The following is a 23680-nucleotide window of genomic DNA, read 5'->3' on the forward strand; positions in this document are numbered from 1 at the left end:
CTATGTTAGAGGAATTTGTTGGCGAAACGTGGCATCGGTTTATTACCAAACGTGCGGATAAAAGTTATCCCGAAGCAACGGTGTATCTGGATGAAGTTCGACGCACCGCGGGGATATTCTTCAGAGCCCTTGGTGGTGAAGGTGGATTACGCGTTGAAAATGCAACCGATTCTGACGTACATGCAAAGCGCACTATCTTGCAACGTATCGCAGGTGTTGGCGATAAAACCCAATATGCATGGAGAGATGAAGAAACCCTAAGATTACCAGATAGCATCGCCCTATTTCCTACCCGTCAGCTAAACCTGGATTTATACCTGTGGTTAACAGCGTTATCCGTGATTGATGATGACGACAATGACAATGACAATGACGATGCAAAAGCAAAAGACTGGATCAGTCGAAACCAATACCGCACGTTACAAACACTGGAAATCTGGCCAGGCCTAAAGACCCGTTACCAAGATCTTCTTCAAGCTCATTTAGCTCAACGACCTGATGCGAAAGAGTTATCAAAAGACGAAGCTGGGCAGGAAACAGCGATTCGTGCAGCACTGATGGATTCTGACAAAACAGTACAACTTCAGTATGCAAAGAGACCACCTCAGCCAGTTTCATTATGGTTGCACCCTTCACCGCCCCAAGATGAATTTACTAGCAGTAGTGCACCTCCAGATCCTGATATAGAGGACGCAGCTCACTCAAAAGAGCAAAAGAAAAAGGATCAGGACAAACAACAAAAGCGCAAACAAGGGAACCGCACTGAAATGCCTGAAGGTAATTCTGGTCTGATGAGTTTTCGCCTAGAAAGCCTATGGAGCTGGGGTGAATACAGCAAAGTCGATCGCACTACAACGGAAGATGACGATGACGATGCGATGCGAACCGCAGAAGACATGGACAATATTACCGTTGCCCAAGACAGTCAGACCACATCCAGCAAGATTAAACTGGATCTCGATCTGCCATCCAGTAACTATGATGACGTCGTACTGGGAGAAGGTATTCCAATCGATGAATGGGACTATAAAAAACAAGAAATGCAAAAAGCTCACTGTCGATTGCAAACCATGATGTCTCGCGATGCTGTCCCAACAGCGTTACCTGAAAGGCTCCGAGCACAGGCACATAAAGTTCGTCGACAATTTGAAGTACTTAAACCACAGCGTGTATGGAAAAACCGCCAAAGCGATGGTACCGAATTAGATCTGGAAAACTATATTAATTACCTGACGGATCGCAAACATGGTCATGTAAATAGTGACACGCCGGTTTATCGAGAACTGAGAAATCAAGACCGTGACCTTTCGTGTTTATTACTGGCAGACCTATCACTGTCAACTGATGCACATATTAATAATGAATCACGCGTGATTGATGTTATTCGTGATTCTCTGTTTTTATTCTCAGAAGCGCTTAATGCAACGGGTGATCGTTTTGCTCTACACGGTTTCTCTTCGCGCAATCGTAATCATATCCGTTTTTACAATATCAAAGATTTCGATGAAAATTACAACGATGAAGTTCGTGGACATATTGATGCATTAAGACCGGGTTACTACACGCGAATGGGTGCGGCAATTCGTCATGCAACCGACCAACTGTCTAAACAGGCAACCACGCAAAAACTATTATTGATACTTACCGATGGCAAACCAAATGACCTGGACAAGTATGAAGGTCGTTACGGTATTGAAGATACGCGCATGGCAATCCTGGAAGCGGAAAAGCTTGGTATACGACCATTTTGTGTGACGATAGATGAGCAAGCTGAAGATTATATGCCGTATCTATTTGGCAGTCGGTCTTTTGTGCTTATACGAAATGCCGCGGAGTTACCGAAGAAGCTGCCACTATTATATCTACGACTAACTAAAAACTAGGTATAAGTAGGGGGGTGACTTTCACCGTCTGTTATGAATTGATAGAATATTTTTTCAATCGGTAAAGCAGAGTATCTCTAGTTAAACCTAATAAACGCGCCGCTTTAGATTTATTACCTCCGCTACTCCGCAATGCCTGTTGCATTAAATCAACTTCAATATTATCTAACTGCACGCCAGATTCAGGAAGGGTAAAAATCGAATTAGAACTTTTCCTGTTATGGTGCTGTATCTCTGCCGGAAGATTAGTTACATCAATTTGTTGGCTATGGAATAGCAGAAACATTCGTTCACAGAAATTTCTGAGCTCTTGAATATTTCCCGGCCAGTTATAGTCCCTGAGTTTTTCTTTGGCTGCATTGGTGAAAACAGGGGCTGATCGTAGATGTTTCTCAACTAGCCCTCTAAAAAAGTGATCCATCAGCAATAACAAATCATCTTCCCTATCTGCAAGTTGCGGAAGTTCAACGGGGATACTCCCTAATCGATAGAATAAATCAGCGCTAAACTTTCCTTCGGCGACTAATTTTCTTAAGTCTTTATCACTGCTAGCGATTACTCTCACATCTAGCTTTTGTTGTTTGAGTGTCTGGGCAGACAATACATTGTCATTATCAATTAAATATAATAATTGAGCTTGTGCTTCTAAAGTTAAACTAGAAACATCCTGCAAATACAGGGTCCCTTTGTGGGCCTGAAAAACATAGCCATTCTTTTCAAGAGCTAGCGTATTATTTAGTGAAAATAATAGCCCCTCACAGGACTCTTTAGGTATCGCTGTACAATTTACATTAACGAAATTACTACGATTGCTTTGAGCATGTAAATGCTTTGCGATTGAATGTTTACCTGAACCTGTTTCTCCTAAAATCAATACAGGCACATTAAGCTTTGCGATTAATCCAGTCACTCTAAGCACTTCCTGAAATGATGCGGAAGAGCCTATTAGTTCAGGTATCTGTCGATATTCCTGTTTAGGTTTTTGCCGATGATTCATAGGTAAACTGCTCTATCAAAACACTCTGAAATGTAACTGATGATGTAAGTTAGGATATATTGCCAATAACAAGCTAACAATACCCATAATGATCAGTAAAAGACCTGATAAATATCGTATCTTCTTCGAATTCCTAAACTGTGTAATCTTTCCAGTAAGAAGACCTGTACTCATCAATGGTAAAAGAGTACCTAATCCAAAAGCTAACATGAATAATGCTGAATTAATTGCGCCATCATTAGCGGGTGACATTAATAACATATAATAAACTAGTCCACAGGGCAACCAACCCCACACCATGCCAAAAAAGAATGCTTTCCAGATTCTGTCTACGGGTAACAGCTTTTGACCTAAAGGCTGCAATAGTGACCAAATGGGAGCCCCTATTTTCTCTATCCGTGAAAACTGAGGGAACCAGCCAGCAATATAAAAGCCCATGGCAATAATCATGATCGAAGCGATTAAGCGCAGAAGTCCAATGCCATGCTCTGGCATTATAAAGTCTTTGAAAACCTGGCCTAGTAAACCTATGAGTATTCCAGCAAATACATAACTCAAAATTCGGCCTAGGTTATAAGCCAGCGTGTATTGCAGCAACTGTAGTTTTTGCCCTCTGATATCAGAACTTAGGCTCATGGTCATTGCGCCAACAAGCCCACCGCACATGCCAATACAATGAATAGTGCTCAGTAAACCGACAACAAAAGCAATTAGCATAAATTACCTGAGCCTATACGTTACAGGTATCGAAATCTGCCACTGTGCTTTTTTCAGCTCTCTCGGAATAGGCAATTTCCCTGAAATAGACTGGATAGCTTTAATTGCAGCTTTATCCAGAGTTGCATGTCCCGAGCTTTTAATTGCCCTTATTTGAGTGATCTGGCCATTAGCAAGTAGCACAAATGAAACAGTGACTGTTCCCTGTTCGCGGCGACGCTTTGCACGTTTTGGATAACGCTTATTCTTTGCGATTAACTGTCTAAGCCTTGATTTATAAGCTGCCTCTAACTTTTTAATCTGCACACTGTTATTAGCAGGTTTATTTGCGGGCCTTGGTTTTGCTACAGCTTTAGGCTGAGGCTTGCGTTGTGGAGCAGTTCGTACTGCATTATTGGGGTTAGCCTGAGGTCTTTGTACTCTATTCGGCGCTGGTCTTTGGGCAACTCTTGGGTTTGCCTGTGGGTTTGGCTTACGAACGATTTTTGGACGCGGCGGAGCCTTTCTAACATTTTTTTTAGGAGCCATTCTCTTTGGCTTTGAAACAACCTTTTTCTTTTTAACAGGCTTTTTTACTATTTTTTTCTTGATCGGCTTTTTCTTGACAGGTTCTTTCTTGACCGGTTCTTTTTTGATGGGTTTTGGCTTAACCGTTTTCTTTTTTTCAACAGGTTTGGGTTCTACTTTCTTTGGCTCAAGTTTTTTAACAACAGGCTCAACAGCTTTTTTAATAATAGGCGCAGCTAGAACTTCTGGAATTATCGTTGGTTCTGGTTCTGGCTCTGGTTCTGGCTCTGGTTCTGGCTCTGGCTCTGGCTCTGGTTCTGGTTCTGGTTCTGGTTCTGGTTCTGGTTCTGGTTCTGGTTCTGGTTCTGGTTCTGGTTCTGGTTCTGGCTCTGGTTCTGGCTCTGGCTCTGGTTCTGGCTCTGGTTCTGGTTCTGGTTCTGGCTCTGGCTCTGGCTCTGGCTCTGGCTCAGGCTCTGGCTCTGGCTCTGGCAGAGTTTTTTCTGCGATTTTAGGAAGCACAATAGGTTCAGGCTTCACTTCTTCAATAGGTTCTTCAACAGGAGCCTCCTTTGCAATTGCTTCTTCAAACATCGACAGGGAGATCGCAATTTCTTCAGGCTCAGATGGTTTAGGCACCTCTTTTGAGTCAAAATTAATGACTAAAGCAACCACTCCAAGATGGAGAAATGCTGAAAGTAAAAAGCCTGCGAGATAATTATTCATCGAAAGAGTGGATCTAATCAAGACCCTTCTTTGGTAATAATTTTGAGTTTTTCGAGATTATTCTTTTTCAATAAATCGATGACATCAACAAAGTTTTTAAAAGCGATTTCTTGATCAACTCGTAAGCGTATCGGGGTATCCTTGGCTATATTTTCTAGCTTAGTCGCAAGAATTTCTCGTGTTGCAGGCTCACCATCAATAAAAAGTTCCTTATTTGCATTGATCGCAATTTCGATGGTTGTTACTTCTGCTTGTTCTGATATCGGCTTGGCACTTTGTGCTTCAGGTAGATTGATATCAATCACCCCTTGAGAAATAAAGGTAGCCGTTGTTAGCACAATCGCGAGTAACACCAACATGATATCAATAAATGGAATCATATTGATTTGGTCAAATCGTTTCATGGGTTATTTTGCGCTTCTTTATTCGTAGCATTAGCAGTATTTTGTGTGTCTCTAAACTCGCGCCATCTTGCCGTTACCACATCCACTTTTCTAAGCAGAGCGTTGTAAAAAATGATGGCTGGAATGGCGACTAACAAACCACCCGCGGTCGCTTTTAGTGCCAATGCCAGTCCAGTCATAATATTTTGTACATCTATCTTTCCACCTTGACCCATATCGTAGAAAGTAATGATAATTCCAAGTACTGTCCCTAATAGACCAACATACGGCGCATTCGCTGCAATGGTAGAAATGACAGTAAGATTCTGGGTTAGTGACACATTCAAATTATCTTCATGGGTAAAACCCTCTACTTTTACACGCGCGAAGTAGAAATATCTTTCTATGACGAACCACAGCATAAAAAAACTCATCAGGCCCAGAACGCCAAAGACCATATAGTCTAAATTATCTCTCAAAAAATCCATCGTTATATTTCTTCACTCATGTAAAACGCAAACAGAATCTAACATTTATATTCTTTTGCAAATAATAATTACGTCCAAAGTGTGTGATATCACACACTTCTGTGTCAATTAACCTATTCGAAATTTTATCCGTATCACCCTCAAATACTAATTCATATACTTGGGCGGATACATTATATGACTTATTGACGGGTATAAACATGGGAAATAAAAACCTCTTATTTTTGCTTTCACTTTCATTGGCGGTATCTTCAAATGTGCTTGCAGAAGAACTAGATAATATCGTTATTGAAGATGTATTAACTATTAATCCGAATTCAGCCGATGCTAATGATATTAATCGAGTTAGCCCTACCAGTTCTGACGGAGGAGATTTTTTAACACAGGTGAATGGCGTTTCCATGAGCCGTTTTGGTGGCAGAGGTTTAGAGCCTATCGTACGCGGCCAAAGTCAAACTCGTCTGAATATTTTATTAGATGGGGCATATATCCATGGCGGCTGTCCTAATCGTATGGATCCTCCAGCAAGTTGGGCTGCATTAGAAACTTACGAGAATGTTACAGTACTTAAAGGCGTTCAAACACTTGCATACGGCAGCGGTGGAAGTGGTGGAACCGTTTTGTTTGAGCGCGATACTAAAGATCTGGCCGAAGATAAAGGCGTCCATGGTCGAGTAAGCGCAACTTTTACTGATAATGGGATTTCTCATGACCTACTTGCAGATGTTGTCGCGGCGGGTGAAAAAGGTTATCTACGTGGTATTGGAGAAATAAAAAAAGCACAAAACTATGAAGATGGTGATGGTGTCGAAGTTCGATCATCCTATGATCACAAACAGGCTGGCATCATCGCTGGTTTCACACCCACAGAAGATAGGCTCTTCGAGTTTAGTTTCGAAAGAAATTCATTCTCTGATGCACTTTACCCCGGTGCAGGAATGGATAGTCCGACCGAAGATGCCGATATCATTCGACTACGTTATGAAGATAAGCCAGCCACAGATAAAATAGATAGTATTAAAGCAGAAGCTTATTTAAGCGATGTAGATCATCTGATGGATAATTATAGCTTGCGCACACCACCTACTTATATGGCCTGGCACCCAAAAGCGGGGCAGGATATGTTACGCGCAACACCGACAACGTCTAAAACGACTGGTGGAAGAATAATTCTCAATTCAACAGCTGGCGCAAACAAATGGGAATATGGGGTTGATCTTCAGCGTAACACCAGAAATGCATCACTTAATAATATGGATAGCGGGACTGCTGTACCCATCACATTGATGTGGCCCGATATTACTATTCAACAGTTAGGACTGTTTGCAGAAAGTACTCAATCACTGTCTAAAAAAGATACTTTAAAATACGGATTAAGAATTGATCAAGTCGATGTCTCAGCGGGTAAAGCTAACGATATGATCGTTAGTATGCCAATGGGTGGTCACTCTGCAAACCAGTCTTATGCCGAATACTATGGCAGTAATGCGGATGATAAAGATGAAACTAATATTGGTGGCTTGCTGCGTTATGACAAAGACATGGGTAATGGAATATCGCTTTTTACTGGCCTAAGCCGAAGTGTAAGAACAGCTGATAGTACCGAAAGAGGAATCAACAAATGGTCAGCTGTGCCGGGAACTGCGCCTGTTGAAGCGCAAGAAACTATTTTAGCTGGGCGCTGGATCGGAAACCCGGATATCAAACCTGAGAAACACCACCAATTTGATATTGGTTTAAGTAAAACAACTGATACATTAGATTTCAGTGCTGTTGCATTTTATGACAAGGTTGATGATTACATCTTGCGTGATACTGCTCGCGGGCAAGATGGAATTCTCAAATCTGACGGTGCGGATATTTACCGGAATGTTGATGCTGAGCTTTATGGCCTGGAGTTTGAAAGCAAAATTAAGCTCTCAAACCGATTAGATCTAAGTGGCAGTATTGCATTCGTTCGAGCCACAAATACCACTGATGATAATCGGCCCATTGCTCAAACGCCGCCTATTAACGGAAAGCTACAACTGGATTATACAGGTGGTAAATGGGGCGCAGGAGCAAGAGTCAATTTTGCATCTCGTCAAGATAGAATTGATGTCCTTAGCAAGCAGGAAGTTGGAGAAACGGCAGGTTACGGCACTTTAGATCTTTATGGTAATTACAAATTAAATAAGACCGTTAGCCTCCGCGCTGGAATAGATAATGTGATGGATAAGACCTATGCTGAGCACGCAAGCCGATCTAACATTATGGATATTAATTCAATCAAAGTTAATGAGCCTGGACGAACTGCCTGGCTTAAAATAACGGCTGAGTTCTAAATAGTAGTATTAGTAGTATTAGTAGTAATGAGTAAAAATTACATCGAATGTACTTACAGTTAACATTCTTGTTAATTGTAAGTACACCCCCCTACTTTAAGGCACTTTTTTAAAGCGTTTTTTTAATGAGCTTTATTTAGTAACTTTACCTAACAGTATAAAAACGAAACGGCGCCATCATTACGCCTTTTTCCGTTTCAAGTTTTACTTGGGCTTCCCATTCCATTCGCGTATTCACACAAATAGGAATAGTAAATTTACCGCTATAACTATTTGGTGTTTCCAGTTTTAACTCACTGCGGTTAAAACCCATATCCATATTCAAACCGACAAAATCTACCTTGACTGATGAAGCTGTGATTCCTTTGGTTTCAACATGCAACGTTAGAGGCGTTAAAATTGGTATGTCTTTGGGGTTTAATGAAAAAGTGACAGATTCGCCATTAGGAAACACATTGATACAAGAGTCTTGCCTAAGATCACAGGGTTCTTGCAACGATGCTTCGGCAATATAATTTGATACCAGAAATTTTTTATAAAAGTAACTCGCAGCAATACCGCAAGCAAAAACAAGCAATGCGATAATCGTCAGAAAGTTCGTGGATTTTTTAGTGTCGGACATGATTCAGCTAAATTAAACGATGAAAAGACTAAGACCGACGATTATAAACTGGCTTCAACCGCGAGAACACATAAAGACATCAGTGCGCCAGGTAAAATCCCTAGTGCTAATACTGATAGGCCATTCACACTTAAAAGCAATTTGAAATCGAAACCCGATTTAGCAGGTACGAGTAATTCCTCATCACCTACAAATTCATCGGGCTGATCAAAGTACATAAGCTTTATCGCACGCAAGTAATAGTAAGCGCCGATGACTGACATCACCACTGCAAACACTGCAAGCCAAACCACTTCAGCACCGACAACCGCTTTTAATACGGAGAGCTTTGCGTAAAAACCCACGGTTGGCGGAACGCCTGCCATGGAGAATAAGAACAGCATCATCATAAAGGCATACCAGGGATGGCGTGTGCTCAAGCCTTGTAAATCGATCAATCGATCCGCTTCATAACCATCTCTGCTGAGTAGGATAATGATTCCGAATGCACCCATCGCGACTATTGAGTAAGTGATGATATAGAACATCGAAGATGCATAACCTACTTCCGTACCTGCAAGAATTCCAAGCAGTACAAAACCCATATGTGAAATAGTTGAATACGCCAGCATGCGTTTGATATTGGTTTGCGCGATGGCAATAATGTTACCGATAAACAACGATAAGGCAGCGAGTAAAGAGAGTATCTGCTGCCATCCCAACAACATCTCATCCAGACCTTCTACCAATAAACGGAACATCATGGCAAAAGCAGCAATTTTGGGCGCTGTTCCCAAAAATAAAGTTACTGCAGTAGGTGAGCCATCATAAACATCTGGTACCCACATATGAAAAGGAACAACACCGAGTTTGAAACCAAGACCAACTAGAATGAAAGATAAGCCCAGTAATAAGCCCATATTCTTCATCACATCATGACCCATCATGAAATTATCAATATGATCAAGATGTAAGCTACCGGTAACACCATAGATTATCGACATGCCGTAGAGCAACATGCCTGATGCAATAGCGCCAAGTACAAAATACTTCATACCTGCTTCTGAAGCCCTGCCATCGTTACGTCTGAATGCCACCATTGCATACATAGCTAGTGACAGTAGCTCTAAACCTAAATAGATGATCAGCATGGTCTTCGCTGAAACCATAATCATCATGCCTAGTACGGCAAACAATCCTAAGGTGAAGTATTCACCCTTATACATTTGCCGAGTTTTTAAATAAGGTCGAGAATATACAAATACGCCAACCGTAATTAACAGGATAGAAACCTTTAGTACCTGTGACATTGGATCAAGCACAAACATATCACTAAATGTGGTTAGGCTTGCCTTTCCAGTTGTTTGCAGTGCTTCTGCCATATTGACATCGTTCATACCACTAATCACTAAAACAGCCGTGGTCAACAACACAATTTGTGACAATAAGTAAGTAACGTAACGATTTGAGTCTTTCAAAAACAAATCTACTAACAAAACCAGACACGTCCCCACTAACAGGAATATTTCAGGTATCGCAGGAGTAAAATCCGGAATAGCGAATTGCATAGGGATTAAAGTCGCCACTATTGTAGAAACTAGCATATTAATTCCCCAATTTACTGGTTGTGGCTTGCTCAATCACATGAGCTAGTGAATCATTCATCACATGTACCAAAGGCTCTGGCCATAGACCCAGGAGCAAAACGAAAAAGGCTAATGAGGCTAATATGATGGTCTCGCGTTTATTGATATCAGTTAACGCTGCAACATTATCGTTAGCAACCGCACCGAAGATCACTCGTTTAACCAACCATAAGGTATAGGCAGCGCCAATAATTAAGGTAGTCGCAGCAAGAAATGCTATCCAGAAATTAGCCTTGAAGCTGGTAAGGATTACCATGAACTCACCGACAAAACCCGAGGTACCCGGAAGACCTGTATTCGCCATCGCAAATAAAACAAAAAATCCTGCAAACCATGGCATGCGATTTGAAACACCACCATAAGCGGTAATCTCACGAGTATGCATACGATCGTATAACACACCGATACAGAGGAACATCGCGCCTGAAATAAATCCATGTGACATCATTTGCACCATGCCACCTTGCAGGCCTAATAGTGTTCCTTCAGCGCTTCCTGTTTTCGCAACAATCGGGAACAACACAAAGAAACCTAAAGTCACAAAGCCCATATGAGCTATCGATGAATAAGCCACAAGCTTCTTCATATCGTTTTGTACCAAAGCGATAAAGCCGATATATACAATTGCGGTTAACGACATAAATATTACTAACCAAGCGAGCTCGCTCGAAGCATCAGGAACCATTGGCAAAGAGAAACGTAAGAAACCGTATCCGCCTATTTTCAACATGACCGCTGCTAGTATCACCGAACCACCGGTTGGTGCTTGTACGTGAGCATCTGGCAACCACGTATGCACTGGCCACATCGGCACTTTGACACCAAAGGCTACCAAGAAGGATAAGAATATTAAAATCTGTGGCGTCATTCCTAACTTAACAGTATGGAAATCTGCGATCGCAAAACTATCGGCCTGTGAATACATATACACAAGACTGATTAGCATGAATACCGAGCCAAAGAAGGTATAGAGGAAGAACTTGATAGTCGCATAAATACGGTTATCGCCACCCCAGATTCCAATCACGATAAACATCGGAATCAGCATCGCTTCGAAGAACACATAGAACAAGATAGAGTCTTGCGCGGCAAACACTCCATTGATGATGCCTTCCATGATTAAGAAGGCAGACATATATTGCGCTGGCTTATGTTTAATTACTTCCCATCCAGCAATAACAATCAAAACGGTAATGAATGTATTGAGTAGAATTAGTGGCATTGAGATGCCATCAACACCCAAGTGATAGTTTATTTTGAAAGACTCTATCCACGGCGCTAATTCAACAAACTGCATTTGATGACCGACGGGATTAAAGTCAGTCCATAGTGGAATACTGAGCAAAAAGGTTAAGACACTGAATACAAATGCTATAGGTCGAGGCGCAAACTTATCGCCAGTAAACAGCAATATCAACCCACCGATGATCGGCAGCCAAATTAAAATACTGAGCAAATTACCCTCAAACATTATTCGCTCCAAACAATAACCAACTCATAATTGCCAGGACACCAATGATGATTGAAAAAGCATAATGATATAAATAACCCGTTTGCATGCGTCTGATAAATGACGCAAACCAACCCGTAACTTTTGCCGAACCATTTACTAGTAATCCATCTATTAAGAAGCGATCACCAACAGCCCACAGCCCTTTACCAAGAGCTAGCGCACCGCCTGCAAAGACTGCCATATTGAACTCATCGGCAAAGTATTTCTTATCAAGAATTGTGTAAATAAAGCGTAACTTGTCATAACCCCACTGAGCAATTGAAGGTTGTTTCATATAGATATAATAAGCACTTCCTGCGCCAGCCATTGCTAACCAGAAAGGCAATGCCATCAAACCATGGCCAACAAAACTAAATATGTTTACTATCCAACTGTCACTTCCATGAAAGTGATGTGTAATCGTTTCTATAGCAGGATGATTTTCATTAACATGTATTACACCATCAAAGAAATCACCCACAACCATCGGGTCTAAAAAGTAACCTGTTAACACTGCTGGAATAGCTAATGCTATCAATGGCCACGTCACGACTTTTGCAGGTTCATGTAAATGTGATTTAGTGTGTTCATCCATGCGCTCTTCACCATGGAACACCAGGAAGAACATTCTGAAGCTATAAAATGCGGTAACGAATACGCCGAGTAAAACCATCCAGTAAGCGTATTCTGAGCCGGGAATATTTGCAGCATGGACTGCTTCGATAATTAAATCTTTGGAGAAGAAACCAGAGAAGAATGGAAAGCCAATCAAGGCTAAAGAACCCACTAGTGAAGTCCAGTAAGTAATCGGTAGATACTTTTTCAAGCCACCCATTTTGCGTATATCTTGTTCGTGATGCATGGCAATAATGACAGAACCTGCCGCCAAGAATAATAGTGCTTTAAAGAAGGCATGTGTCATCAAATGAAATACAGCAGCGCTATATGCCGATGCACCTAAGGCAACTGTCATGTAACCCAATTGTGACAACGTAGAATACGCAACAACGCGTTTAATATCGTTTTGCACTATACCAATCAGTCCCATGAAGAACGCTGTTGTCGCTCCAATGATTAACACCATGCTTAATGCAGTGTCCGACATTTCAAAGATGGGTGACATACGAGCCACCATGAAAATGCCCGCGGTCACCATTGTCGCCGCATGTATCAATGCAGAAATGGGTGTCGGGCCTTCCATCGAATCGGGCAGCCAAACATGCAGTGGAACTTGAGCTGACTTACCCATTGCGCCAACGAATAGGGAGATCGCTATGATACTCACCAACATCCACTCGGTATCAGGCAAAATAGTCAGGGTAATATGTTCAATGGCGGGGAGACGCTCAAAGACTTCTTTATAATCGACAGATCCGGTATAAGTCCAGATTGCCGCTATACCTAATAAAAAGCCAAAATCACCAACACGGTTCACCAAGAATGCTTTCATATTGGCAAAAATTGCGGTGTCTCGGGTAGACCAGAAGCCGATCAATAAATATGAGACAAGACCTACCGCTTCCCAACCAAAAAACAGCTGCATGAAGTTATTAGACATAACCAGCATCAGCATAGAAAAGGTAAAGAGAGAGATATAAGAAAAGAAACGTTGATAACTATTCGTACCACCACGACTATCTTCAGGCCAGTTATGTTTGTCGTCTTGCATATAACCAATGGTGTAGATATGCACCATTAATGACACAAAGGTCACCACAACCATCATCATTGATGTTAGGCGGTCTATCTGAAAACCTACTGCGAATTTCGTATTGCCAACTTGAGCCCAGGTATACACATCACCATAGAAAGTATGCCCATCAAAACCGACATGTTTAAGAACAACAAAAGACAATAAGCACGAAATGCCTACACCTAAAATGGTAATAGTATGTGCGCCTTTTCGGCCAATAATACCGCCGAATAAACCGGCAATAATTGCGCCAATAAGAGAAGCAAGAGGAATAGCTAAATAGATACTTTCCATAAATGCCCTTACCCTTTCATATCATCAAGCTCTTGCACATTGATGGTACGACGATTTCGAAAAACCGTAACCAAAATTGCAAGCCCGATAGCTGCTTCTGCAGCAGCAACGGTGAGAATAAAGAATACAAAAACCTGTCCAGCCATATCACCAAGATAATGAGAAAAGGCGATAAAGTTCAAATTCACTGCGAGTAGCATTAGCTCGATACACATCAAAAGAATAATCATATTCTTCCGATTCAAAAAAATTCCTGCCACAGCGATTGAAAACAGCAAGGCACCAACAATGAGAAAGTGTGATAAAGGTATCATTATCTTTCTCCCTGCTTAGCTTCTGTTTTCATTTTAATGATGCGTAATCGATCTTCTTTTCGAGTTCGAATTTGCGCTCCCTGATCCTGCTTTTTAACGCCTTCACGTCGACGCAGTGTTAAGGCAATAGCAGCAATAATAGCAACCACTAAAATGACTGCTGCAATCTCAAATGGGTAGACATATTCAGTGTATAGAATCTCACCCAATGCTTCGGTATTGCTGCTGTCTAATGGCGCGGCTTCTGGTATCGGTCGATCAAAGGTTTTTGACTTCATTACCAAAATCATTTCAGCAGCGACTGCAACTGCAACCAAAATACCTAGTGGCATATACCGCGTAAAGCCTTCTTTCAAGATATCTATATTGATATCCAGCATCATAATCACGAATAAAAATAGCACCATGACAGCGCCTACGTAAACGAGTACTAACACTACTCCCAGAAATTCTGCTTCAAGTAATACCCACGTTGCGGCACTGGTAAAAAACGCCAAAATCAAAAATAAAGCAGCATAAACAGGATTACGCGCAGTCACTACACGTACTGCAGAAAACAGTGTTACTGCTGAAAATACGTAAAATATGAATAGCTCGAATGTCATTTTCTTCCTTGTTTAACCTTACTTACTTCTTAGTTCTACAAAATTAGTTCTACCAAACATCATTATTTAATTATTATTTATAAGGCGCGTCTGCTGCTTTTCGTTTTGCGATTTCGCTTTCATGCTTATCACCAAAGGCTAATAACTCTTCCTTAGTGATGATGTTTTTGCCACGTTCTTCAAAGTGATATTCAAAAATATGGGTTTCTACAATAGCATCTACCGGACAGGCTTCTTCGCAGAACCCACAGTAAATACACTTAAAGAAATCAATATCGTATTTAGTGGTTCGACGTGTTCCGTCTTCACGTTCTTCCATTTCTATGTCAATTGCCAAGGCAGGGCAAACCGCTTCACACAATTTACAAGCAATGCATCGCTCTTGACCGTTAGGGTATCTGCGCAAAGCATGATGCCCCCTGAAACGAGGTGACATCGGGGTTTTTTGTTCTGGATACTGAATGGTGATTTTACGTTTGAATAAATACTTTCCAGTAACACCCAGTCCTTTAAACAATTCAAATAGCGTAAAGGATTTAATGTAATGTTTGATTGATCTAATCATTGCACTCTCCTTTATTTGCTCTTTGATTCACAGCTTCAAATTTCATTTCTTCTAACGGCTTTGTCATTCCAGAAAAAAGTGCCTTAAAGTGGGGGGGTGACCTTTTAATACTATTTAAACCTGTATTTACAACCATGGCTGCCACCCTAGCGCTATTGCAACACCCTCACCAAAAATCCAGACTAGCGTTACAGGAATTAATATTTTCCAGCCTAAACGCATAATCTGATCGTAACGGTATCGAGGGAACGTCGCTCTAAACCATAAATAGCAAAATAGAAAGAACATCGCTTTTAACAGCAACCAGTGGAACCCATCACCCATTAGAAAACCGAGAACAGGAATATCATCCATAGATGTTCCAAATGGAGACAGCCAACCACCGAAAAATAGTAAAGCGGTTAACGTTGAAATCAATATCATACTGGCATATTCAGCGAGGAAGAATAGCGCAAACGCCATACCAGAATACTCTACGTGGAAACCAGCAACGATTTCTGACTCGCCTTCTGCCACATCAAATGGAGCACGATTGGTTTCTGCTACACCAGAGATAAAAAACACCACGAACAAACCAAAGAGTGGCCATACATTCCAACCGAACAGCCCCCCACTTTGAGCTCTTACTATTTCTGTTAGATTCAAGCTCCCTGAAACCATTAGAACGCCTACTAGAGCGAAGCCCATTGCAATTTCGTAAGAGACTACCTGTGCGCCAACACGAAGTGAACTCAAGATCGCATACTTGGAATTTGAAGCCCAGCCAGCAAGAATAATACCGAAAACATCCAGTGAATTAATCGCCAAAATAAGTAATAAACCAGCGTTCACATTGGCTAGAACCCCCCCATCCCAAAATGGAATTACTGACCAGACAGCTAGCGCTGGGGCTAACGCCAGCATTGGAGCAATAAAAAATACGACCTTGCTTGAACGTGTTGGAGTAATAATCTCCTTAAACATCAGTTTTACGGTATCAGCAATGGGTTGCAACCAACCCTTTGGTCCAACACGATTCGGCCCCATGCGACTTTGCATATAACCGATAATTTTTCTCTCGGCAAATGTAGTGTACGCCACAGCTAGAATTAACGGCAATAGGATAGCGATGATCTTAAGCAAGATCACAATCAGAGTGGCTAAACCCTCTGGCAGGAAACTGTTTAAAAATGTCGTTAAAGTATCCAATTTATCCCTGTTACATTTGTCCGTTTAAAAGCTGGTTTAAAACACGCTGTATTACACTAAATACTATTCTAAATTTATGCTGTTATTTCTATTTCCCCAAAAGCTGAGCCTAATAAACTACTTGATTGAGTTCCCGAAGCCAGCAAAGCGCATTTATCGGGAATATAGTCATTGATGATTAAAGGCATAGAAACGACAACTTCACCTTGCTTTACCTCAACTGTCGTAACTTCTTTACTGTTGTCATCAACCAAATCCTTCAATCCAAGCAAAGCAATTTCTTTAGAATTGAGTTGCACCGCATTTTGCTCAGGACTACTTTTCTGTAATGCAGCTGCTCTTCTAACTAAAGAATCACCCGAATACTCACCAACATTACCTATACGGTATAAACATTGAGTAGGCACGTCATCGAGTTTTGTATATATACCCTCAACACTTACTGAGTTTTCATTATTAATATCTTTGCAAAGTTCACGAAGCTCGTTTCTCACGTCTTTAGAGCTCACATAATCAAAGCCTTTTACGTCTAATTTATTACCTAAAACACGCAGTATTTTCCATGCTGGTCTTGCTTCGCCGCTTCCTTTCGCTGCCGCTTTAAAACTTTGCCAGGTACCTTCTGTATTTACATAAGTACCTGAGGTTTCGGCATAGGCTGCACTCGGTAATATTATGTCAGCCAACGCCAGTAGGCTTTTATTTGCATAAGGAGTGATAGCGATTACCGTATCTGCCTGATTCATCGCTGCTTTAGCTTGCTGTGGATTATCCGAATCTCGTTCTAACTCCAAATCCAAAAGTACGTATACTTTTTTGGCTCTCGAGAGCATCTCGCTTGCATTCTTACCGATGACATCTGCAACTTGGTCAGCTTCTTTTTTATGAGGCACTACACCTGCTAGCCATGCTCCAGCTGAATTTGCTGATTCTGACAAATAGCCTAATGTAGACTTTGTATTTGCCGCAATCGCTTTAGATAAAGCCCGTAACGTCGAATACCCTGGATGTTGTTTAGAAATATTACCCAGAAACACTGCAGATTTTTTTGATTTCATCAAATTTTCGGCGATTGCTTTATCTATTTTATTGACTCTAACGCCAGTAAATAAATCTTTTAAACCGGCCGGAATTTTATTTTTACTCAAGGTATAGCTGGCTTTCGCAATAATTGCCAAGGTGTTAATCATTTCAACCGGATTACTCACTCTTTGAGTGTCTACCTCGTAATTAAAATCTAGCTCCATAGGATTAACACACATCACTTTAGCGCCGTTGAGAGCGGCTTTACGAATGCGATGATTAATCATTGGCTGTTCTTTTCTAACATTAGAACCTACCAACAGAATGCTATCCAGATTTTCAATTTCAGCAATCTTCATACCCAGTGACGGAAAAGCTCCTGCACTTTCTTGATCGTTGAAGTCAATCTGGCGAAGGCGATGATCGATATTTGAAACACCAATACCGCGCATAGACTTCTGCAGTAAATATAGTTCTTCAAGCGTAGCTCGGGGAGAAGCTAACACTGCAATATCTTTGGCCGCAACCTCAGTGAGATTTTCAACGGTTCTATCTAACGCTGTTGACCAGTCAACCTCTTTCCAGATACCGTTATATTTGATCATTGGTTTTTCTACACGATCTTCAGCATAAACACCTTGGTAACTGAAACGGTCTCGATCAGAAATCCAGCATTCATTTATGTCTTCATTCTCAGCAGCAATGACACGTACTAACTTTTGTTTGAATGTATGTAACTTGACACTAGAACCCACGCTATCATGAGACGCGATGGAGGGCGTTTGCATCATTTCCCAGGCTCGTGAATGATAACGTGAGGGCTTGGCAGTAAGTGCACCAACGGGGCAAATATCAATAATATTCCCTGATATTTCTGAATCTAAACTCTTTTCAACAAAAGTTCCGATTTCCATTCGATCACCACGGCCGGTTGCACCCATTTCACGCATTCCAGCAATTTCTTCACCAAAACGTACACATCGGGTACATTGAATACATCGAGTCATTTCAGTCGCTACAAGTTCACCGATATCCTTATCGACTACTACACGTTTCATTTCATGGAAATTTGATGAACCGCTGCCAAACTCCATTGATAAATCTTGTAACTCGCATTCACCACCCTGGTCACAAATAGGACAATCCAATGGATGGTTGATAAGCAAGAATTCCATGGTATCTTTCTGTGCAGTCAATGCCCTTTCAGACCTTGTCCAGACTACCATACCTTCATTTACTGGTGTAGCGCAGGCTGGCAATGGCTTGGGTGCTTTCTCGACATCAACAAGGCACATGCGGCAGTTTGCGGCTACAGATAATTTTTTGTGATAACAGAATCGTGGAATATGGATATCTGATTTATCAGCAACATCAATAAGCATCGACCCAGGAACAGCCTCTATCTCCTTATCGTTGATAGTGATTGTTACGAATTTGTTATCAGAATTACTCATCTTTCATCCACCATTGAGCAACCATTTTCTACATAGTGAACAAACTCTTCTCTAAAGCTTTGCACAAAGCTCCACACTGGCATTGCAGCAGCATCGCCCAAGGCACAGATAGTGCGACCTTCAATTTTATGTGCGACCTCATCCAGACGATCAATATCTTCTAAAGTCCCTTTACCTTCTACGATGCGACACAACATACGGTACAACCAACCCGTACCTTCACGGCAAGGTGTGCATTGCCCACACGATTCAGAAAAGTAGAAACGAGAAATGCGTTGTAGAACCTTAACCATATCAGTGGTTTCATCCATAACGATTACTGCACCAGAACCCAAATAAGAGCCTGCTTTAGCAATAGTGTCGTAGTCCATGGTCAATTCCATCATCTGGTCGCCAGTTAGTACCGGGACTGATGATCCGCCAGGAATCACTGCTTTGAGCTTATTCCCATTTCTAACACCGCCGGCCATCTCAAGTAATTCTGAAAAAGGCATACCCATCGGAACTTCAAAGTTCCCAGCATTATTTACATGGCCAGAGACAGAAAATAGCTTTTCTCCTCCAGAACCTTCAACACCCATATTTTTAAACCACTCGCCACCACCTCTTAGAATTGCTGGTATTGAAGATAAACTTTCAGTGTTGTTTATAGTTGTAGGGCGCCCATATAAACCAAAGCTAGCGGGAAATGGTGGCTTGAATCTTGGCTGTCCTTTCTTGCCTTCCAGTGATTCAAGCAGTGCCGTTTCTTCGCCACAAATATATGCACCAGCGCCTAAAGCGCCATATAAATCAAAATCAATACCACTTTTTTGAATATTTTTACCAAGATAACCAGCTTCATAAGCTTCTTTGACAGCTTGCTCAAAGCGTATAGATGGCTCATCCATGAACTCACCACGCATATAGTTGTAGCCGACCGTCGCTCCAATACAATAGCCAGCGATAGCCATACCCTCAACTAATGCATGTGGATTGAATCGTAAAATATCTCTGTCTTTACAGGTACCGGGCTCTGATTCATCCGAATTACAAACGATGTACTTTTGACCGGGCATATTGCGTGGCATAAAGCTCCACTTAAGCCCTGTTGGAAAACCAGCGCCACCTCTGCCACGTAATCCAGAGTTTTTAACTTCTTCAATCAGGTCATTAACATCCGTGCCCTCTTCCAGTATTTTCTGCCAGGATTGATAACCGCCTGACTTCAAATAATTTTCAAGGGAATAACAATCATCACCATATTGCTTCGTTGCAAAACAAACCTGATCAACCATTAGCTTGCCTCCTTATCTTTTAAGGAGCGCTTACTTCTGACGGCATCAAGAAGTTCATCAACTTTTTCATTAGTTAAGTTTTCGTGATAGACATGATTCAACTGCATCATTGGAGCACCGCAACAAGCAGCGAGACATTCTTCTTCAACTTTAAAGAAAAATTCTCCATCTGCTGTTGTTTCACCCATTTTAATACCTAGTTTTTCTTCAATATGTTCAACGATGCCATCTGACCCATTGAGCATGCAAGACACATTAGTACAAACCGCAATCGTATTTTTAGCCGCTGCTTTTTCATCCAGTTCATACATCGAATAAAAACTGGCTACTTCATAAACGGCAATTTTTGGAAGATTCAAATAATCGGCAACCGCATCCATCTTGGCTGTAGAGAGATAATGATCCTCATGCATCACTGCCCTTAAGGCTGCCAATAATGCTGACTGAGCCTTATCTTTAGGAAATCGCTCTAGCCATCTGTCGATTTCATCAGTCTCGTGCTTAGATAAAATAGTTTTCGTAGTAGCCATTATCTGTCTACCTCTCCAAATACAATATCCATGGTTCCGATAACCGTTACCACATCAGCTAGCATATGACCTTTAGTCAGTTCATCCATGGCTGACATATGAGCAAAACCAGGAGCGCGGATTTTTAAACGATAGGGTTTATTCGCACCATCGGAAATAATATAGCAACCAAACTCACCTTTAGGATGCTCGATTGCTGCATAAGCCTCACCTTCTGGCAAACAATAACCTTCAGTCGCTAATTTGAAGTGATGGATTAATGCTTCCATATCACCTTTCATTTCTTCGCGTTTTGGTGGTGTGATTTTATGATCAGGGTGCATCACTGGACCCGGATTTTTACGCAACCAATCAACACACTGTTTGATGATACGGTTTGATTGACGAAACTCTTCGATACGGACTAAATAGCGGTCATAGCTATCACCATTCTTACCCACAGGAATATCAAAATCCACTTGATCGTACATTGCGTATGGTTGTTTCTTTCTTAAATCCCACTCGACACCTGACCCACGTAACATTGCTCCGGTTAAACCAAGTTGCAACGCTCTTTCAGGTGAAACTATTCCAATATCAACCAATCGTTGTTTCCAGATTCGGTTGTCTGTCAGTAATGTTTCGTATTCATCCACACATTTAGGAAAACGATTGGTAAAATCTTCTATAAAGTCTAATACCGTGCCGCCACGCGTTTGATTCAGACGCTCGATATCCGCATCACTGTGCCAGCGTGATTTTTCGTGCAGTGGCATAACATCCGGTAAATCCCTGTAAACACCACCCGGCCTGTAATAGGTAGCGTGAAGACGCGCACCTGAAACAGCTTCGTAAACATCCATTAAATCTTCACGCTCGCGAAATGCATACAAAAACATGGTCATCGCACCAACGTCCAAAGCATGTGCGCCAATCCAGAGAAGATGATTAAGAATGCGGGTGATTTCATCAAACATGGTTCGAATATATTGCGCACGAATTGGCGCTTCAATTCCCAGCATTTTCTCCAATGCCAGAACATAACCGTGCTCATTGCACATCATCGAAACATAATCGAGACGATCCATATAACCAATGCTTTGATTATACGGTTTACTCTCGGCTAACTTTTCGGTGCCTCGATGCAATAAACCTATATGAGGATCTGCGCGCTGAATAACCTCGCCATCCATTTCTAAAACAAGGCGTAAAACACCATGCGCAGCGGGATGAGCCGGGCCAAAATTTAGTGTAAAATTGCGAATCTCAGGCATTATTCTTCAGCCTCTGTTTTCGTCTTATTTTCTTTAGCGGCAGTAAAGCGTAAATCATCCCTGATAACTCTTGGCACAAGAACCCGAGGTTCTATCGATACTGGCTCATACACTACTCTTTGCTGCTCTTCATCGTAGCGCATTTCTACTTGCCCAATTAATGGAAAATCTTTTCTGAATGGATGCCCCGAAAAACCGTAATCGGTGAGTATTCGACGTAAGTCTGGGTGACCGCTATACATAATCCCAAGAAGGTCAAATGCCTCGCGTTCGAACCAGTTGGCAGAATTCCAGATATCTGTAACAGAATCCACAACCGGGAATTCATTATCATCGCAGTAAGTCTTTAAGCGAATACGATGATTATGTTTTATTGAGAGTAAATGAATCACTGAAGCAAAACGCTTACCTTCAAATTCAACATCCATTTCATCTAATTCACTATCATCAAATGAGAACTCTCTTTTAACACCTCTGGAGAAACTACTTGCATCAACATCCCATTCAGATTCACCATAGGCGAGATAATCGACGCCACATAAATCGATTAATTGTTCGAAACAACAGGATTCATCATCACGCAGAAAAATAACTGTCGAAAGCAAGTCCACAGGTGCTACTTCAATCGTAAGCTCATTGATTTCAATTTTACTGGAAATTAGTTTCTCGGATAAAGACTTAGTAATGTGTGTCTCTAACGTTCTTAAAGCTTCCGTCATGCAACTTCTTCCTGACGGGCAATCGTGTTGGTATTCTTTATTTTATTTTGTAGCTGAATTATCCCATATAACAAAGCTTCTGCTGTTGGAGGACAACCCGGCACATAAATATCAACCGGCACGATACGATCACAACCACGTACAACCGCATAAGAATAATGATAATAACCACCGCCATTCGCGCATGAACCCATGGAAATCACCCAGCGCGGTTCTGCCATCTGATCGTATACTTTGCGTAAAGCGGGAGCCATTTTATTGGTGAGTGTGCCAGCAACAATCATTACATCCGATTGACGTGGACTTGGGCGAAACAGGATACCAAAGCGATCCATATCATAACGTGACGCACCTGCCTGCATCATCTCAACAGCGCAACACGCCAAACCAAAGGTCATCGGCCACATTGAGCCAGTTCTTGCCCAGTTGATGAGTTTATCTGCGCTTGTGGTTACAAAGCCTTCATTGAGTTTTCCCTCTATTCCCATTCCAAGGCTCCTTTTTTCCACTCGTAAATAAACCCGATGATTAAAATACCAAGAAAGACGCCCATTGCGATAAGGCCAAACAGACCTATTTTGTCGAGTACCACCGCCCAGGGGAATAGAAAGGCTATTTCGAGATCAAAAATAATAAATAGAATAGCAACCAGATAGTAACGCACATCGAACTTCATGCGAGCATCACCGAACGCTTCAAAACCGCATTCAAATGGGGAATCCTTCGCTTCGCCAGGGCGACGAGGTGAAAGCAAAGAGCCTAGTATCAACATAAAAATCGCCATTGCAAATCCAACACTCAGAAATACAAGAACAGGCAAATATTCTGCAAGCATAAACTCTCCATAGCACTTAAGATTTTATTATTATATTAAACAATCAATGAATTCTTAATGATGTTTATTTACTGACTAAGTCGAATATACACTTATTTTTACCCAGTTCACAACAAACCAAGTGAAAAATATTTATATAATTTTTTCTTATATTTATATAAACATAAAA

General features: G+C 41.4%; 22 protein-coding genes. 2 read left to right on the forward strand and 20 right to left on the reverse strand.

Annotated features, from left to right (window positions below; genetic code table 11):
- The first annotated feature begins 2 nt into the window (after nucleotides 1-2).
- Complete coding sequence (locus Q1A31_RS16225) at nucleotides 3-1883, forward strand: nitric oxide reductase activation protein NorD (protein ID WP_299879133.1); 1881 nt, start codon at nucleotides 3-5, stop codon at nucleotides 1881-1883.
- Between the two features lie 31 nt (nucleotides 1884-1914).
- Here the strand turns inward: Q1A31_RS16225 and Q1A31_RS16230 are convergent, their stop codons facing one another.
- The 5 genes from Q1A31_RS16230 to exbB are packed head-to-tail and all read right to left on the reverse strand — an operon-like array spanning nucleotide 1915 to nucleotide 5698.
- A complete protein-coding gene (locus Q1A31_RS16230) occupies nucleotides 1915-2880 on the reverse strand; it encodes a sigma 54-interacting transcriptional regulator (RefSeq protein ID WP_299879136.1) in 966 nt (321 codons plus the stop codon).
- A 15-nt stretch (nucleotides 2881-2895) separates the two neighbouring features.
- The gene (locus tag Q1A31_RS16235; RefSeq protein ID WP_299879139.1) at nucleotides 2896-3597 is read right to left on the reverse strand and encodes a sulfite exporter TauE/SafE family protein; all 702 of its coding nucleotides are present in this window, start codon (nucleotides 3595-3597) and stop codon (nucleotides 2896-2898) included.
- Between the two features lie 3 nt (nucleotides 3598-3600).
- Nucleotides 3601-4848, reverse strand: coding sequence for an energy transducer TonB (locus Q1A31_RS16240; protein ID WP_299879142.1), 1248 nt, complete (start codon nucleotides 4846-4848; stop codon nucleotides 3601-3603).
- Nucleotides 4845-5231, reverse strand: a complete 387-nt coding sequence (gene exbD, locus Q1A31_RS16245) for a TonB system transport protein ExbD (protein ID WP_299879145.1) — start codon at nucleotides 5229-5231, stop codon at nucleotides 4845-4847. Before exbD ends, Q1A31_RS16240 begins: the two co-directional genes overlap by 4 nt.
- Nucleotides 5228-5698 carry a TonB-system energizer ExbB gene (gene exbB / locus Q1A31_RS16250; protein WP_299879148.1) on the reverse strand — a complete coding sequence of 157 codons (471 nt, stop codon included), beginning with the start codon at nucleotides 5696-5698 and terminating at the stop codon, nucleotides 5228-5230. The genes exbD and exbB overlap by 4 nt, the downstream gene beginning before the upstream one ends.
- Before the next feature lie 200 nt (nucleotides 5699-5898).
- On the opposite strand from exbB, the gene Q1A31_RS16255 reads away from it, so the two are divergent.
- Nucleotides 5899-8022 (forward strand): TonB-dependent copper receptor, encoded by a 2124-nt coding sequence (locus Q1A31_RS16255; protein ID WP_299879151.1) that lies wholly within the window; start codon nucleotides 5899-5901, stop codon nucleotides 8020-8022.
- A gap of 145 nt (nucleotides 8023-8167) precedes the next feature.
- On the opposite strand, the gene Q1A31_RS16260 is transcribed toward Q1A31_RS16255, so the two are convergent.
- The 15 genes from Q1A31_RS16260 to Q1A31_RS16330 all read right to left on the reverse strand — a co-directional run bounded on the left by Q1A31_RS16260 (nucleotide 8168) and on the right by Q1A31_RS16330 (nucleotide 23511).
- On the reverse strand, nucleotides 8168-8644 hold the full coding sequence (locus Q1A31_RS16260; protein WP_299879154.1) for a hypothetical protein: 477 nt from the start codon (nucleotides 8642-8644) through the stop codon (nucleotides 8168-8170).
- Between the two features lie 41 nt (nucleotides 8645-8685).
- The gene (gene nuoN, locus Q1A31_RS16265) at nucleotides 8686-10227 is read right to left on the reverse strand and encodes an NADH-quinone oxidoreductase subunit NuoN (protein WP_299879157.1); all 1542 of its coding nucleotides are present in this window, start codon (nucleotides 10225-10227) and stop codon (nucleotides 8686-8688) included.
- Nucleotide 10228: 1 nt separating this feature from the next.
- Nucleotides 10229-11740, reverse strand: coding sequence for an NADH-quinone oxidoreductase subunit M (locus tag Q1A31_RS16270; RefSeq protein WP_299879160.1), 1512 nt, complete (start codon nucleotides 11738-11740; stop codon nucleotides 10229-10231).
- Entirely contained in the window at nucleotides 11733-13748 is a 2016-nt protein-coding gene (gene nuoL, locus Q1A31_RS16275; protein ID WP_299879163.1) for an NADH-quinone oxidoreductase subunit L, read from the reverse strand. Before nuoL ends, Q1A31_RS16270 begins: the two co-directional genes overlap by 8 nt.
- A gap of 8 nt (nucleotides 13749-13756) precedes the next feature.
- Nucleotides 13757-14062: an NADH-quinone oxidoreductase subunit NuoK gene (nuoK, locus tag Q1A31_RS16280; RefSeq protein ID WP_131904057.1), complete on the reverse strand. Its 306-nt coding sequence runs from the start codon at nucleotides 14060-14062 to the stop codon at nucleotides 13757-13759.
- On the reverse strand, nucleotides 14062-14667 hold the full coding sequence (locus Q1A31_RS16285) for an NADH-quinone oxidoreductase subunit J (RefSeq protein ID WP_299879166.1): 606 nt from the start codon (nucleotides 14665-14667) through the stop codon (nucleotides 14062-14064). The genes nuoK and Q1A31_RS16285 overlap by 1 nt, the downstream gene beginning before the upstream one ends.
- A gap of 73 nt (nucleotides 14668-14740) precedes the next feature.
- Complete coding sequence (gene nuoI, locus Q1A31_RS16290; protein ID WP_299879169.1) at nucleotides 14741-15232, reverse strand: NADH-quinone oxidoreductase subunit NuoI; 492 nt, start codon at nucleotides 15230-15232, stop codon at nucleotides 14741-14743.
- 126 nt (nucleotides 15233-15358) lie between these two features.
- On the reverse strand, nucleotides 15359-16420 hold the full coding sequence (nuoH, locus tag Q1A31_RS16295; protein ID WP_299879173.1) for an NADH-quinone oxidoreductase subunit NuoH: 1062 nt from the start codon (nucleotides 16418-16420) through the stop codon (nucleotides 15359-15361).
- Nucleotides 16421-16494: 74 nt separating this feature from the next.
- On the reverse strand, nucleotides 16495-18897 hold the full coding sequence (nuoG, locus tag Q1A31_RS16300; protein WP_299879176.1) for an NADH-quinone oxidoreductase subunit NuoG: 2403 nt from the start codon (nucleotides 18895-18897) through the stop codon (nucleotides 16495-16497).
- Nucleotides 18894-20174: an NADH-quinone oxidoreductase subunit NuoF gene (gene nuoF, locus Q1A31_RS16305; RefSeq protein WP_299879179.1), complete on the reverse strand. Its 1281-nt coding sequence runs from the start codon at nucleotides 20172-20174 to the stop codon at nucleotides 18894-18896. Before nuoF ends, nuoG begins: the two co-directional genes overlap by 4 nt.
- Nucleotides 20174-20704 carry an NAD(P)H-dependent oxidoreductase subunit E gene (nuoE, locus tag Q1A31_RS16310; protein ID WP_299879182.1) on the reverse strand — a complete coding sequence of 177 codons (531 nt, stop codon included), beginning with the start codon at nucleotides 20702-20704 and terminating at the stop codon, nucleotides 20174-20176. The genes nuoF and nuoE overlap by 1 nt, the downstream gene beginning before the upstream one ends.
- Nucleotides 20704-21957, reverse strand: a complete 1254-nt coding sequence (locus tag Q1A31_RS16315; RefSeq protein WP_299879185.1) for an NADH-quinone oxidoreductase subunit D — start codon at nucleotides 21955-21957, stop codon at nucleotides 20704-20706. The genes nuoE and Q1A31_RS16315 overlap by 1 nt, the downstream gene beginning before the upstream one ends.
- A complete protein-coding gene (locus Q1A31_RS16320) occupies nucleotides 21957-22676 on the reverse strand; it encodes an NADH-quinone oxidoreductase subunit C (RefSeq protein ID WP_299879188.1) in 720 nt (239 codons plus the stop codon). Before Q1A31_RS16320 ends, Q1A31_RS16315 begins: the two co-directional genes overlap by 1 nt.
- Entirely contained in the window at nucleotides 22673-23164 is a 492-nt protein-coding gene (locus tag Q1A31_RS16325; RefSeq protein WP_131904066.1) for an NADH-quinone oxidoreductase subunit B family protein, read from the reverse strand. Before Q1A31_RS16325 ends, Q1A31_RS16320 begins: the two co-directional genes overlap by 4 nt.
- Nucleotides 23155-23511: an NADH-quinone oxidoreductase subunit A gene (locus tag Q1A31_RS16330; protein ID WP_299879191.1), complete on the reverse strand. Its 357-nt coding sequence runs from the start codon at nucleotides 23509-23511 to the stop codon at nucleotides 23155-23157. The genes Q1A31_RS16325 and Q1A31_RS16330 overlap by 10 nt, the downstream gene beginning before the upstream one ends.
- Between the last annotated feature and the right edge of the window lie 169 nt (nucleotides 23512-23680).

This window comes from uncultured Cocleimonas sp. (assembly GCF_947495625.1).
Lineage (GTDB): Bacteria > Pseudomonadota > Gammaproteobacteria > Thiotrichales > Thiotrichaceae > Cocleimonas.

What these genes read in the sequence shown, in the direction of transcription:
- Q1A31_RS16225 (WP_299879133.1), top strand. Translation starts at nt 3, where the DNA reads ATGTTAGAGGAATTTGTTGGCGAAACGTGGCATCGGTTTATTACCAAA.
- Q1A31_RS16230 (WP_299879136.1), bottom strand. Translation starts at nt 2,880, where the DNA reads ATGAATCATCGGCAAAAACCTAAACAGGAATATCGACAGATACCTGAA.
- Q1A31_RS16235 (WP_299879139.1), bottom strand. Translation starts at nt 3,597, where the DNA reads ATGCTAATTGCTTTTGTTGTCGGTTTACTGAGCACTATTCATTGTATT.
- exbD (WP_299879145.1), bottom strand. Translation starts at nt 5,231, where the DNA reads ATGAAACGATTTGACCAAATCAATATGATTCCATTTATTGATATCATG.
- exbB (WP_299879148.1), bottom strand. Translation starts at nt 5,698, where the DNA reads ATGGATTTTTTGAGAGATAATTTAGACTATATGGTCTTTGGCGTTCTG.
- Q1A31_RS16255 (WP_299879151.1), top strand. Translation starts at nt 5,899, where the DNA reads ATGGGAAATAAAAACCTCTTATTTTTGCTTTCACTTTCATTGGCGGTA.
- Q1A31_RS16260 (WP_299879154.1), bottom strand. Translation starts at nt 8,644, where the DNA reads ATGTCCGACACTAAAAAATCCACGAACTTTCTGACGATTATCGCATTG.
- nuoN (WP_299879157.1), bottom strand. Translation starts at nt 10,227, where the DNA reads ATGCTAGTTTCTACAATAGTGGCGACTTTAATCCCTATGCAATTCGCT.
- Q1A31_RS16270 (WP_299879160.1), bottom strand. Translation starts at nt 11,740, where the DNA reads ATGTTTGAGGGTAATTTGCTCAGTATTTTAATTTGGCTGCCGATCATC.
- nuoL (WP_299879163.1), bottom strand. Translation starts at nt 13,748, where the DNA reads ATGGAAAGTATCTATTTAGCTATTCCTCTTGCTTCTCTTATTGGCGCA.
- nuoK (WP_131904057.1), bottom strand. Translation starts at nt 14,062, where the DNA reads ATGATACCTTTATCACACTTTCTCATTGTTGGTGCCTTGCTGTTTTCA.
- Q1A31_RS16285 (WP_299879166.1), bottom strand. Translation starts at nt 14,667, where the DNA reads ATGACATTCGAGCTATTCATATTTTACGTATTTTCAGCAGTAACACTG.
- nuoI (WP_299879169.1), bottom strand. Translation starts at nt 15,232, where the DNA reads ATGATTAGATCAATCAAACATTACATTAAATCCTTTACGCTATTTGAA.
- nuoG (WP_299879176.1), bottom strand. Translation starts at nt 18,897, where the DNA reads ATGAGTAATTCTGATAACAAATTCGTAACAATCACTATCAACGATAAG.
- nuoF (WP_299879179.1), bottom strand. Translation starts at nt 20,174, where the DNA reads ATGGTTGATCAGGTTTGTTTTGCAACGAAGCAATATGGTGATGATTGT.
- nuoE (WP_299879182.1), bottom strand. Translation starts at nt 20,704, where the DNA reads ATGGCTACTACGAAAACTATTTTATCTAAGCACGAGACTGATGAAATC.
- Q1A31_RS16315 (WP_299879185.1), bottom strand. Translation starts at nt 21,957, where the DNA reads ATGCCTGAGATTCGCAATTTTACACTAAATTTTGGCCCGGCTCATCCC.
- Q1A31_RS16320 (WP_299879188.1), bottom strand. Translation starts at nt 22,676, where the DNA reads ATGACGGAAGCTTTAAGAACGTTAGAGACACACATTACTAAGTCTTTA.
- Q1A31_RS16325 (WP_131904066.1), bottom strand. Translation starts at nt 23,164, where the DNA reads ATGGGAATAGAGGGAAAACTCAATGAAGGCTTTGTAACCACAAGCGCA.
- Q1A31_RS16330 (WP_299879191.1), bottom strand. Translation starts at nt 23,511, where the DNA reads ATGCTTGCAGAATATTTGCCTGTTCTTGTATTTCTGAGTGTTGGATTT.